We start from the raw sequence: 12,665 nt of genomic DNA, 5'->3' as shown, positions 1-12,665 counted from the left end.
CATGGCAGACGCTTCAGCCAAGCAGGTTCTGCTCGAACCGATTTTTAGCAACAACCCGATTGCACTGCAGATCCTGGGGATCTGTTCAGCGCTGGCGGTGACCACCAGCATGAACGTGACCATTGTCATGTGTATTTCGGTGATTGCCGTCACCGCCTTCGCTAACCTGGCGGTATCCCTGGTCCGCACCCAGATCCCGAACAGCATCCGGATCATTGTGCAGATGACCATCATTGCGTCCCTGGTTATTGTGGTCGACCAGGTGCTCAAGGCCTATGCCTATGAAATCAGCAAGCAGCTGTCGGTGTTCGTCGGCTTGATCATCACCAACTGCATCGTCATGGGCCGCGCCGAAGGCTTTGCGATGAAGAACGGCCCCTGGCTGAGCTTCCTCGACGGTATCGGTAACGGTCTGGGGTACTCGGTGCTGCTGCTGTTCGTGGCGTTCTTCCGTGAGCTGCTGGGCGCCGGGTCCCTGTTCGGAATGACGCTGTTGCCGGTAGTGAACGAGGGGGGCTGGTACATTCCGAACGGTCTGCTGCTGCTCCCGCCAAGTGCGTTCTTCATCATCGGCCTGGCGATCTGGGGCCTGCGCGCCTGGAAGCCGGAGCAGGTGGAGGAGCCTGAGTACAAGATGTCTCGCCACAAAGCCAAGGAGGCCTTCTGATGGAACATTATATCAGTCTGATTCTGAAGGCCGTTTTCGTTGAGAACATGGCTCTGGCGTTCTTCCTGGGGATGTGTACCTTCCTGGCCATCTCCAAGAAGATCGAAGCGGCTGTTGGCCTGGGTATCGCCGTGGTGGTGGTGCTGACCCTGACCGTGCCGGTAAACAACCTGATCTACAACAACATCCTGCGTGAAGGTGCGTTGTCGTGGGCGGGGCTGCCGAACATCGACCTGAGTTTCCTGGGTCTGCTGACCTACATCGGCGTGATCGCCGCGATGGTCCAGATCATGGAGATGGTACTGGACAAGTACATACCGGCCCTGTATTCGGCGCTGGGGGTCTTCCTGCCGCTGATCACCGTAAACTGCGCCATCATGGGGGCCTCCCTGTTCATGGTTGAGCGGGACTACACCTTTGGAGAGAGTGTGGTGTATGGCTTCGGTGCGGGCCTGGGTTGGGCGCTGGCAATTGTCGCGCTGGCCGGTATCCGTGAGAAGCTCAAGTACAGCGACGTGCCGGAAGGTCTCCGTGGCCTGGGCATCACCTTCATCACGGTGGGTCTGATGTCCCTGGGCTTCATGTCGTTTTCAGGTATTTCACTGTAATCCAACCGGTGATTCGAATTAACGAAAAGGCGAGACCATGAATACAGAAATTATTCTCGGCGTGGTCATGTTCACCGTTATCGTGCTGTCGCTTGTGGCGATCATCCTGGCGGCACGCTCGAAGCTGGTCAGCACCGGTGATGTGACTATCGAAATCAATGACGACCCAGAGCACACGCTCACCACCGAGGCCGGTGGCAAGCTGTTGGGTACTCTGGCGGGCAACGGTATCTTCCTGTCCTCCGCCTGCGGCGGTGGTGGTACCTGCGCCCAGTGTAAGTGCAAGGTGCTGGAAGGTGGCGGTGCCATGCTGCCTACCGAAAAGACCCACTTCACCAACCGTGAAGAGCGCGAAGGCTGGCGTCTGTCCTGTCAGGTGCCGGTCAAGCAGAACATGAAGATCGAGGTTCCCGAAGAGTTTTTCGGCGTCAAGAAGTGGGAGTGCGAAGTCATTTCCAACCATAACGTCGCAACCTTCATCAAGGAACTGGTGCTGAAGCTGCCGGAAGGTGAGGAAGTGGACTTCCGTGCCGGTGGCTACGTCCAGCTGGAGTGCCCTCCCTACGAAATCGACTTCAAGGATTTCGACATTGAGGAGGAGTTCCACGAGGACTGGGACAAGCACGACATCTGGCGCTACAAGGCGATCAACAAGGAAGAGACCATTCGCGCCTACTCGATGGCGAACTACCCGGAAGAGAAGGGTGTGCTCAAGTTCAACATCCGGATCGCGACGCCGCCTCCTGGCACCGATCATCCGCCGGGCATCATGTCCAGCTACGTCTTCAACCTGAAGCCGGGTGACAAGGTGACGGTGATGGGGCCGTTCGGCGAGTTCTTCGCCAAGGACACCGACGCCGAGATGGTCTTCATCGGGGGTGGTGCCGGCATGGCGCCGATGCGCTCGCACATCTTCGACCAGCTCAAGCGTCTGCACTCCCAGCGGAAGATCTCCTTCTGGTACGGCGCCCGCAGTGTCCGCGAGATGTTCTACGTGGAAGACTTCGACAGCCTGGCCGAGGAGCACGACAATTTCGAATGGCATGTGGCCCTGTCCGATGCGCTGCCTGAGGACAACTGGACCGGTTACACCGGATTCATCCACAACGTACTGTACGAGAACTACCTGAAGGACCATCCGGCGCCTGAGGACTGTGAGTACTACATGTGTGGGCCCCCCATCATGAACGCGTCCGTCATCAAGATGCTGAAGGATCTGGGTGTTGAGGACGAGAACATCATGCTGGATGACTTCGGGGGTTAAACAGGCTTCATGACATCCCGCATGATCCGACCCGTCAGGGGTGTGTTTGCCAGCGTTGTTCTGACGCTGGCACTCGCGGCCCTGGCGGGTTGCTCGTTTCAGGAGGAGCTCAAAGTCTGGGAGCTTTCCGGCCCAGTTTTTGGCACCCGTTATCATATCAATGTCGTATTGACGGATGATCAGGCGCGTCTGGAGAATCTGGGGCAGGGTATCACTGCCGTGCTGGAAGAGGTGGATGCGTCCATGTCCACCTGGCGCGACGATTCCGAGCTTTCCCGCTTCAACAGGGCACCGAGTCAGGCGGACTGGTTTGGGATTTCTCCCGGTCTGCTCCAGGTGTTGTCAGCCTCGCAAGCGGTGTCCGAACTCAGTGGGGGGGCCTTTGACATTACCGTCGGGCCGATCGTGAACCTGTGGGGGTTTGGCCCGGAGGCCAGGCCGGAGACCGTCCCGGACGACCGCGTACTGGCGCAACGCCTGGCCGCCACCGGGTACCAGAACATCGAGCTGCGGCAGGACCCGCCGGCCGTCCGCACCCGCCGGCCCCAGTACCTGGACCTGTCGGCCATCGCCAAAGGTTACGGCGTGGATGCGGTGGCGCGGTATCTGTCGGAGCAGGGTGTGACGGCGTTTCTGGTGGAGATTGGCGGCGAAGTCCGGGCCAGTGGGCGTAAACCGAACGGTGATGCCTGGCGGCTGGCCATTGAAGAGCCGGTGGCTGAACGCGGTGTGATCAACCGCGTGGTGGCGCTGGAGCGTCATGGCATGGCCACCTCAGGCGACTATCGTAACTACTACGAATCCCAGGGGCAGCGTTATTCCCATACCATTGACCCCCTGACCGGCAAGCCTATTGGCCACAACCTGGCGTCTGTGACGGTGATCGCAGAAAACTGTATGCTGGCAGATGGGATGGCCACCGCTTTCAATGTCATGGGTTATGAGAAAGCGCGAGATCTGGCCATCCGCGAGAATATTCCCGCCTATTTTATCGTGCGGGGCGATAACGGGTTTGAATCACACTATACCCCGGCATTTTCCTCCTACCTGGTGGAATGAGGGGGTTGAGAGGACAGGACAATGGGTACCTTTCTACTGGTTTTTCTTATCGTAGGCATTCTGCTGGCCGCGATGTCCATTGGCGTCATCATGGGGCGCAAGCCGATCAGCGGTACCTGCGGCGGTATTGGTGCGCTGGGCATCGACGGGGCCTGTGAGATCTGTGGCGGCAACACCAGGAAGTGCAAGGAAGAAAACGAACGTCTGGCCCAAGAAGGGAAGACCGCCGACGCCCTGGCGTACGATGCCAGCAAGCCAGAGTAGCAATGCCGAATCAGACTTCGCAGCTGGACCAGCTGTATGGGCGATCGTCGAGCAGCAATCGCTTATCAGAAAAGCAATAAAAGTAGCCAACACAACTTCCAAATACGACGTGGATAAGGAGTTACTGCGCGCATGGCAGAACATCATTACGACGTCGTCGTGATCGGTGCGGGGCCTTCTGGAGAAGGCGCGGCGATGAATGCGACGAAAAATGGCAAGCGGGTTGCGATTATCGAGGACAAGCCCACGGTGGGCGGTAACTGCACCCATTGGGGGACCATCCCGTCCAAGGCCCTGCGCCATTCCGTCAAGCAGATCATCACCTTCAATACCAACCAGATGTTCCGGGATATCGGGGAACCGCGTTGGTTCTCATTCCCGCGGGTATTGCAGAATGCCCAAAAGGTGATTGGCAAGCAGGTCAAGCTGCGGACCCAGTTCTATGCTCGCAACCGCATCGATCTGATCAACGGCCAGGCTTATTTTCTCGACCCCAACCGAATCGAGGTCCGGGGCAGCCAGACTGCGGAAATCCTGCACGCCGAGACGGTGGTGATTGCCACAGGCTCACGGCCCTACCTGCCGCCCGACGTGAACTTCCGCCACAACCGTATCTACAACAGCGACACCATCCTCAACCTCTCCCACACCCCGCGCACCCTGATCATCTATGGCGCCGGGGTGATTGGATCGGAGTATGCCTCCATCTTTGCCGGCCTTGGCGTTAAGGTGGATCTGATCAACCCGGGGAGCCGCCTGCTGACCTTCCTCGATGACGAGATCTCGGATGCCCTGAGCTACCACCTGCGCAACAATGGCGTGCTGGTGCGTCACAATGAGCAGTATGAGTCCGTTGAAGGTGATGATCACGGTGTGGTGCTGTCGCTGCAGTCCGGCAAGAAGATCCGGGCCGACGCCTTCCTCTGGTGCAACGGGCGCACCGGTAATACCGACCGCCTTGGCCTGGAGAATGTGGGCCTGGAACCCAACAGTCGTGGCCAGCTGTCGGTGGATGAGCACTACCGCACCGAGGTGCCGCATATCTACGCCGCCGGCGATGTCATCGGCTGGCCGAGCCTGGCCAGTGCGGCCTACGACCAAGGCCGTTCCGCAGCGTCCGACATCGTCCACGACGAGTACTTCCGCTTTGTGTCTGATGTGCCCACCGGTATCTACACCATTCCGGAGATCAGCTCGGTCGGCAAGACCGAGCGGGAGCTGACCGAGGCGAAGGTGCCTTACGAAGTGGGACAGGCCTTCTTCAAGGACCTGGCCCGTGCGCAGATTACCGGTGAAGCGGTGGGCATGCTGAAAATCCTGTTCCACCGGGAAACCCGTGAAATTCTCGGTATCCACTGTTTTGGCGACCAGGCGGCCGAGATCGTCCACATCGGCCAGGCAATCATGAATCAGCCTGGCGAAGCCAATTCGCTCAATTACTTCATCAACACCACCTTCAACTACCCGACCATGGCCGAGGCCTACCGGGTGGCTGCGTTGAACGGCCTGAACCGGATATTCTAACCGGAGGAACAAACCGCCCCCGTGGCTTCGGCCGCGGGGCGGCGGCCGAAAGAGTCCACGCCCGCGGTTACTCGCTAACCGACAGGGACGACAGCTCGGCGTTTTTATCGTCAATCGGGGATGACTTCGGTGTCAGGTGCGGTAAGGCACCGGTGCGATTGTCGAAATAAATCTTGGTGCTGGTCGGATAATCCGTGATGATGCTGTCCACACCTTGGGATTCCAGCTCCAGCATGTCGTGAATACGGTTGACCGTCCAGGTGGAGACGTGGAGATCGTGCCGATGGGCGTCCTCCACCAACGCCTTGCTGCACAGTTTCCAGTTCAGGATCAGGTAGTTGCAATTCAGGCGCCGGGCTACCGTGGTGGCTTTGGGGAACCGGCGGTCGACGACCACGCCAATCTGCACGCGCCGGTCCCGGCGGTGTACTTCCTGCAGGAACCAGGAATCCGCGGAGGTAATGACAATGCGCTGGTAGAGGTCCCGTCGCTGCACGAGCTCGGTGAGGCGGTTGGCCAGCACGTTGAGGTGAGACCGCTTGTCGCTCTTGACCTCGAGTTGCAGGTGCTCGAAGTCGGGAATGGCGGACAACACGTCATCCAGGGAGGGAATGCCGGTGGGGGTGGGCCACTTAGCCGCATTCTGGCGCGCATCGAGGCGTCTCAGCGCTTGCGCGGTGTGTTCGATAACCTTGCCGGTTTGTCCGGTGGTCCGTTCCAGGGTTAGATCGTGAATCACCACCGGTAGGCCGTCCCGGGACAAAGCCAGGTCAAACTCGAAGCGACGAATGCCGTGCCGGTACGCATGCTTGAACCCGGCGAGGGTGTTTTCTGGAGCTTCGCCTTTGGCGCCTCGATGGCCGTAGATGATCATATTGCGGTTCTTTCCACCTTATCCATTGGTTTGACGGTTGCGGTACAGGGCCTGACGCTTCTTCCAGGTCTCGTGGCACAGGCGGACATCTTCCAGGTATGCCGGCAGTTCTTCCATCAACAGTGCTTGGGGACCATCGACCAGGGCCTTCTCGGGCCGTGGATGGAAGTCCACCAGCACCATGTTGGCGCCGGCAATGACACCCTGGGCGGTTGCGTGCATCACGTCGAGAATGCCGTCCGGAGCATGCTCCCGGCTCCCGACCGAGTGGGACGGGTCGATGCACACCGGCATCCGGGTGAGCCTTTTTACCACCGGTACGTGGGCAAAATCCACCATGTTTCGATGTGGGTTACCGGCTTCGGTTTTCATGCCGCGCAGGCAGAAAATCACATTGGCGTTGCCTTCGCTGGCCAGGTACTCGGCGGCATTGAGGGATTCGTCCAGGGTGATGCCGAAGCCCCGCTTGAGCAGCACCGGGTAGGTGCTCTGGCGGCCGATGGCCTTGAGCAGTTCAAAGTTCTGGGTGTTTCGTGTGCCGACCTGAAGCATGACGCCGGTGGGGCGGCCGAGTTTCTCCAGGCAGGTGTCGATTTCTTCGATGTGGCTCTCATGGGTGATTTCCATGGCAATCACCCTGATGCCGTGCTTGCCGGCTTTTTCGAACACCCAGGGCAGGCAACCTCGGCCGTGTCCCTGGAACGAATAAGGATTGGTGCGAGGCTTGTAGGCACCCATGCGGGTGCAGCTTTGGCCCTGTTCCGCCAGCGCCTGCATCATGATCTCCACGTGTTCCGGGACGTCCACGGCGCATAAGCCGGCGAACACGTTCAGGCCATCCTGGTCAAAGGTAACGCCGTTGTAGGTAAAGCCGCTGAGGCGACGATCGTCCCGGTGGCGGCCCAGTATGCGGTACTCGTCGGATATTCGGATGACTCTTTCGACAGCGGGCAGAGCGATGATCTCATCCTGGTTGAGGGACTTGGTGTCGCCGAGCAGGTAGATTTCGGTCAGGCGCTGTTTGGCGCCCTGAACCTCATGAACCCGAACCGACACACCGGGCAGGTTCTCCAGAAAGTGCAGGGTCTGACGGTATTCCTCGCTATCGAGCCGGGTATCCGGGTGCAGAATGGCCAGCATGGGGGCCTCCTTATCCGTGGGCAGTGTGAGCCCGCTCTGCGTTGTGTTTTGCCTGGATATACTCGCGGTGGTTCAGGTGGAGCAACTCGGCAATCCGGCGAATGAGGTGCTCCTCGAAGCGGTCGATATGCCCATCCGCGAAGGCCACCTGCCAGATGTGCTGCAGGAGCAGTTTCTTGGCCTCCTGATCGAGGTGAGCGTTGATCAGGCCCGTGAATTCGTACAACGAGGTGGCATCGTCCGCATGCAACAAGGCATCATCCAGGATGTCCCGAGCTTCGTCCGGGCTGATTTCATGGGCTCGCACCGCACTGTCGAGCATGGCCTGAAGCTCACGGTCGTCCTGCTGACGATCAACTCGGGCCACCTGCACCATCAGCGCCATGGCCGCCACAGCCAATGGGTGTTGGCCGGGCCCTTGCTTCTCAGTGGCCGGCTGTACTGCGAATAACTGCTTCAGCTTGTCGATCATTGCAGGTTACCCACCCGGTGTGATGGGATCGCGCATCGCTCGGACTCAGGCTGCCGAAGCCAGGCGGCGAACCCGGTTCTCCAGTTCAATCTGGTCGGCGGCAAAGCGGCGAATGCCGTCCGCCAGCTTTTCTGTTGCCATGGCATCCTCATTGGACTCCCAGCGGAACATGGATTCGCTCATGGCCACCGGCCGATCGGCACTCCGTGCGCTATCGGCGGACAGCTGGCGCGGCAGTTCGCTGGTGTCGTCTTCCAGTTCCTGCAGTAATGCGGGGCTGATGGTCAGCCGGTCGCAGCCGGCCAACATTTCTATCTCGCCGGTATTGCGGAAGCTGGCCCCCATCACCACGGTGTTGTAGTTGTGTGTCTTGTAGTAGTTGTAGATGCGAGTGACGGACAGCACCCCGGGATCCTCCGACGGGGCAAAGGCGTCCCGATCGCCGTTGGCCAGATGCCAGTCCAGGATACGGCCAACGAACGGCGAGATCAGGTAGGCACCGGCGTCCGCACAGGCGGCGGCCTGGGCGAAGGAAAACAGCAACGTCAGGTTGCAGTGGATACCCTCTTTTTCCAGTTGCTCCGCGGCCCGGATTCCTTCCCAGGTAGAGGCAATCTTGATCAGCACCCGGCTGGTGTCAATGCCCCGCTGATCGTAGAGCTCGATCAGGCGACGGGCCCGCGCCAGGGTGGCATCGGTATCGAAGGACAGGCGGGCGTCCACTTCCGTGGAGACCACGCCGGGAATCAGGCCGAGGATCTGCTCGCCTGCCCGTACCGCGAGCATGTCGGTGGCGAAGTTCAACTGCTCGGCGTCGCTGCCACCCAGGCGGCGGGCGTCGTCGACGGCGGCATCCAGCATCGGCCGATAACCCTCTGAAGCCGCGGCCTTGAGCAGCAGTGAGGGGTTGGTGGTGGCGTCCTGTGGCCGCCATTGCGCAATGGCTTCCAGGTCGCCGGTATCGGCCACCACGGTGGTCATGGTCTTGAGCTGGTCGAGCTTGCTGGTCATGAATCCTGTCATCCTGATCCGTTGTTATGGTCTTGGTCTGTCTCAGGCCGATCCATCGGGCCTGATTGACGGACCGTGATAACTCTACAATAACCGCCTCGGATGACAGGGACAAGACGGAGCTTCGGCTACTGCGTGGTCACTCCGCCACTGCCAGCGATTGCTCCGGCACCCGCGCCATGGCCTGTTCGATGACTTCCAGCCCGGCTCCCGGCTTGTGGGCATTCTCACTGAGGTGACGACGGAATTGACGGCCGCCGGGGCAGCCATGGAACAGGCCCAGCAGGTGCCGGGAGATGTGCCCGAGGTAAACACCGCGGGACAATTCGCTTTCGATGAAGGGCAGCATGGCTCTCAGTGCCTGGTGGCGGCTGTTGACCGGTGCCTCCGCGCCGAAGAATTCCGCATCCACCTGCGCCAGGAGCCAGGGGTTGTGGTACGCCTCCCGGCCGAGCATCACGCCGTCGGTGTGGGCCAGGTGCTCATGGCATTCGTCAATGGTGCGAATGCCGCCGTTGATGATGATTTCCAGGTTCGGGTAGCGCGCCTTGAGCCGGTAAACCCAGTCATACTTGAGGGGCGGAATTTCCCGGTTCTCCTTCGGGCTCAACCCGTTCAGGATGGCGATGCGGGCGTGTACGATGAAGGTGCGGCAGCCGGCCTCGGCCACGGTCTCGATAAAGCTGCATAAGTCCTCCCACGACTCCCGGCCATCGATCCCGATGCGATGCTTGACGGTCACCGGCAGGTTGGTAGCCGCCTGCATGGCGCGAACACCCTCCGCCACCTTCTGGGGATAGCCCATCAGGCAGGCGCCGATCATGTTGTTCTGGACCCGGTCGCTTGGGCATCCCACGTTCAGGTTCACTTCGTCAAACCCGTACTGCTCCGCCAAGCGGGCACAGTGCGCCAGTTCGCCGGGCTCACTGCCGCCCAGCTGCAGGGCGAGGGGATACTCGGTGGGATCGTGGCGCAGGAACCGGGCGGTGTCGCCGTGAATCAGTGCGCCGGTGGTCACCATCTCGGTGTAAAGCAGGGCGCGCCGACTCAGGCACCGGGCCAGATAGCGGTAATGGGTGGTGGTCCAATCCATCATGGGGGCCACACTGAAGCGGCGGGAAATACCGGCCTTGGGCTGGGGTGTATCAGTTTGAGACATTCAGACGCTTCTTGGGCAGATACGAGTTGGGGTGATCCGGCGTCATTGTACCGCAGGCCGGTGCGGGATGTCGCAATGGCCCGGAGAACTGTGCGTGAGGCCATGCCGTATAGACCGGTCCGGGGTTACTGCTCCACTGCAAGGGTTTTGGGGCGGGCCAGAGGTTTGCGACACCACCTGTGGAGATATGTGATGCTTCTAATGAGTGTAAAAATGCGTTAAATCAGGTGAATTCTGTATTTGTTCGCGAAAAAGTGTAATAAAGTGTGACGAAAATCACAGAAAGTCCTGAGAACATCCCGGTTATGGCTGGTAATTGCTCCTTCTTCGGGGTTTCGGCTTGGCCAACCCTGCTCGTTGAAGCAGTCACCCAAGGCATGCAAGCCGTACCCTGCTATCAGTCAGCAAGCACGGCATCCTCGAGGCTCATAGGCTTTCTGTCTACGGAAGCGTGAGCCTGAATAGGCAGGTAATGGAACGTTTGCGCTCATGGTTGAAGTCAATGCGTTGTTGCTCATCCTTACCGGTATCGGAATGGCCGTGCTGGTTGCTGGGCTTACCTGGTGGTGCCTCTCGACAGGTGTCAGACGATCCCAGCGCAAGGCCATGGAGGCGCTCCACGAGGCCGCCACGCTCAAACGAAACCTGAACCAGGCACAGACCGATTTGCTCAGTGTGCTCGATGAGACGCCGTTTCTTGTTCTACTTTTTGACCGCGACAGTCACGACGTTACGTTCGCCAATAAGGCCGCAACGGGCTATTTCGGTGCTGGAAACCTTCAGGAAAACATAGCCCAGTGCCGGTTAACCTCCGGGACGGGGGATCTTGATACTGGTTTTGATGCCTTGATCAGCGACTACCTGCAGCGCGGCCAGGATTCCAACTCGCCGGTGACCTCGTCGATGCGTCAGCTGCGAATCCACGGTCAGCCCCATTGGTTTGCCATCAGTATCGGCTACCTGAACGTAATGCCGGGCGCGCCGGTGTGCTGTGTTCTGGACGATTGCAGCCGGCAGGAAGCCGCTGAGCAGAAAAACGCCTTCTATCGCAAGATCATTGACGGCATTGCCAATCGTGACCCTCTGGAGCTGACGCTCCGGGAGATCTGCCGTTACGCGGCAACCTTCATCCACGGCGCCCATTGCGTGGTTCACCTTCTGGACGATGACGGCAAGGCCTCCCGCACCTGTAGCGGCGATCACGGTCTCGTGGTGGATCTCGAGTCGGCGGGCGAATCCCACGGCATTTCCCAAGTGGCCCTGGCCAGCCAGCGGCGGGTGGTGTGCGAGCAGGTCCAGACCGATGAACGCATCGCCCGGGCGCTGAAAAACCGGTTACAGTCCGATGGCTTCCAGGCGTGGGTGTCTGATCCCATCGTAGGCTGCAAGGGTCAGGTCCTGGGGCTTCTTGATCTGATGTTGCCCGATCCGGTCGCTTTGCAGGCTGGCCTGACGGACACACTGGACCAGCTCAGGGCACTTTCACAGTTGGCCATTGAGAATGCCCGTGCGGTCAGCCTAATGCGTCAATCGGAGGCGGACGAAGCGTTCATCCGGGAGCTTTCCGACGAGTTACGGTTCACCGAGTTGTCCCGGTTGATGGCCGTGCTGCCCTCGGCCCTGGAGCGGATTGGCAGACATCTGTCGCTGGGGACCTCGGAGCTGGATCTGTGGATACTGGACAACGACACCAACCGCTATCGTTCAGTCAACCTGCAGGGCGACAACGCGCACCATCGTTCGATTCCCGAACATCGGCTGAATAGCTGGCTGGAAAATGCGCTCAGGGAACGGCTGAAGCGTTCAGCGCCATCCGAGCTACGGGAGAACTGTTATCGATTCAGCCGGGAGCAGTCCACGTTCCGTCATCTGCTGAACAGCCTGAGTCGCCATGACGCCTTGGGGGTAGAGTCCATCATTCTGTTTCCGCTTCAGTCCGGTCACCGTCTCGAAGGCTTCGTCACCGTAATGGAGGGGGCTGCAGCCAAGCTCCATACACTGCGGGTCGTGGATGGCCTGATTCCCCTGTTTCGTGACCTGCTGAGTCGCAACCGATTGGTGGAGGGCGATGCCGATCAGCTGCAGAAGGATTCGTTAACCGGATTGTTCAACCGGCAGAAGATGTTTGAGGTGCTGTCCTATGAAGCCGTCCGGGCCAAACGGTACCGGACTAAATTTTCGGTGATCCTGTTGGACATCGATGGCCTGGGCCAGATCAATGATCAATACGGTTATGATACCGGCGATCAGGTTATCTCCTCAGTGGCCGGTCTGTTGGCGGCGTCTGTGCGCTCATCCGATGTGGTGGGCCGCCTGGCGGGTGACCGGTATATGGTGCTGTTGCTGGAAACCGCCGTACCCGGTGCACGGAAGGTGGCGAAGGCGTTGAGGGCCAAGGTTGGGCAACTGGAGGTCGGGGCCGTTTCAGGGCTCACCGTGAGCGCCGGAGTGGTGGGCAACGGCGAGGGTGAATCCGGCCAGTGCCTACAGGCCCGAGCCGAACAGTTCATGTTGAAAGCCAAGCGCCGCGGTCGTGGCAGCATCATGGCGGATGGAGATGACTCCGCCGTTTCTCTGAGTTGAGCCGGTATCATCGAATTTCTCCCCTGCGCCACACCATTAT

At 59.7% G+C, this 12,665-nt stretch carries 12 protein-coding genes; 7 read left to right on the top strand and 5 right to left on the bottom strand.

Annotation, left to right across the window (positions count from 1 at the left end):
- The first annotated feature begins 1 nt into the window (after position 1).
- The 6 genes from R3175_RS11225 (at position 2) to sthA (ending at position 5,386) form a co-directional block, all read left to right on the top strand.
- Positions 2 to 667, top strand: coding sequence for an NADH:ubiquinone reductase (Na(+)-transporting) subunit D (locus R3175_RS11225; protein ID WP_318944366.1), 666 nt, complete (start codon positions 2 to 4; stop codon positions 665 to 667).
- Entirely contained in the window at positions 667 to 1,275 is a 609-nt protein-coding gene (gene nqrE / locus R3175_RS11220; protein ID WP_318944365.1) for an NADH:ubiquinone reductase (Na(+)-transporting) subunit E, read from the top strand. The genes R3175_RS11225 and nqrE overlap by 1 nt, the downstream gene beginning before the upstream one ends.
- Positions 1,276 to 1,312: 37 nt before the next feature.
- Positions 1,313 to 2,539 (top strand): NADH:ubiquinone reductase (Na(+)-transporting) subunit F, encoded by a 1,227-nt coding sequence (nqrF, locus tag R3175_RS11215; RefSeq protein WP_318944364.1) that lies wholly within the window; start codon positions 1,313 to 1,315, stop codon positions 2,537 to 2,539.
- Between the two features lie 21 nt (positions 2,540 to 2,560).
- Positions 2,561 to 3,598: an FAD:protein FMN transferase gene (locus R3175_RS11210; RefSeq protein WP_318944363.1), complete on the top strand. Its 1,038-nt coding sequence runs from the start codon at positions 2,561 to 2,563 to the stop codon at positions 3,596 to 3,598.
- Between the two features lie 21 nt (positions 3,599 to 3,619).
- Positions 3,620 to 3,862 carry a (Na+)-NQR maturation NqrM gene (gene nqrM / locus R3175_RS11205; protein ID WP_318944362.1) on the top strand — a complete coding sequence of 81 codons (243 nt, stop codon included), beginning with the start codon at positions 3,620 to 3,622 and terminating at the stop codon, positions 3,860 to 3,862.
- 132 nt (positions 3,863 to 3,994) lie between these two features.
- A complete protein-coding gene (gene sthA, locus R3175_RS11200; protein WP_318944361.1) occupies positions 3,995 to 5,386 on the top strand; it encodes a Si-specific NAD(P)(+) transhydrogenase in 1,392 nt (463 codons plus the stop codon).
- Between the two features lie 67 nt (positions 5,387 to 5,453).
- On the opposite strand, the gene R3175_RS11195 is transcribed toward sthA, so the two are convergent.
- The 5 genes from R3175_RS11195 to dusA all read right to left on the bottom strand — a co-directional run bounded on the left by R3175_RS11195 (position 5,454) and on the right by dusA (position 10,042).
- Complete coding sequence (locus R3175_RS11195; protein WP_318944360.1) at positions 5,454 to 6,260, bottom strand: glycerophosphodiester phosphodiesterase; 807 nt, start codon at positions 6,258 to 6,260, stop codon at positions 5,454 to 5,456.
- Positions 6,261 to 6,278: 18 nt separating this feature from the next.
- On the bottom strand, positions 6,279 to 7,400 hold the full coding sequence (locus tag R3175_RS11190) for a 3-deoxy-7-phosphoheptulonate synthase (protein ID WP_318944359.1): 1,122 nt from the start codon (positions 7,398 to 7,400) through the stop codon (positions 6,279 to 6,281).
- Between the two features lie 10 nt (positions 7,401 to 7,410).
- Positions 7,411 to 7,872 carry a TerB family tellurite resistance protein gene (locus R3175_RS11185; RefSeq protein ID WP_318944358.1) on the bottom strand — a complete coding sequence of 154 codons (462 nt, stop codon included), beginning with the start codon at positions 7,870 to 7,872 and terminating at the stop codon, positions 7,411 to 7,413.
- 45 nt (positions 7,873 to 7,917) lie between these two features.
- On the bottom strand, positions 7,918 to 8,883 hold the full coding sequence (gene tal, locus R3175_RS11180) for a transaldolase (protein WP_318944357.1): 966 nt from the start codon (positions 8,881 to 8,883) through the stop codon (positions 7,918 to 7,920).
- A gap of 139 nt (positions 8,884 to 9,022) precedes the next feature.
- Positions 9,023 to 10,042, bottom strand: coding sequence for a tRNA dihydrouridine(20/20a) synthase DusA (gene dusA, locus R3175_RS11175; RefSeq protein WP_318944356.1), 1,020 nt, complete (start codon positions 10,040 to 10,042; stop codon positions 9,023 to 9,025).
- A gap of 489 nt (positions 10,043 to 10,531) precedes the next feature.
- On the opposite strand from dusA, the gene R3175_RS11170 reads away from it, so the two are divergent.
- Entirely contained in the window at positions 10,532 to 12,625 is a 2,094-nt protein-coding gene (locus R3175_RS11170; protein ID WP_318944355.1) for a sensor domain-containing diguanylate cyclase, read from the top strand.
- The last annotated feature ends 40 nt before the right edge of the window (positions 12,626 to 12,665 follow it).

Origin of the sequence: Marinobacter sp., from assembly GCF_033722735.1 — a bacterium.
Taxonomy (GTDB): domain Bacteria; phylum Pseudomonadota; class Gammaproteobacteria; order Pseudomonadales; family Oleiphilaceae; genus Marinobacter.
The sequence above is the reverse complement of the archived record's forward strand: the minus strand, read 5'-3'. Positions and strand labels throughout refer to the sequence as shown.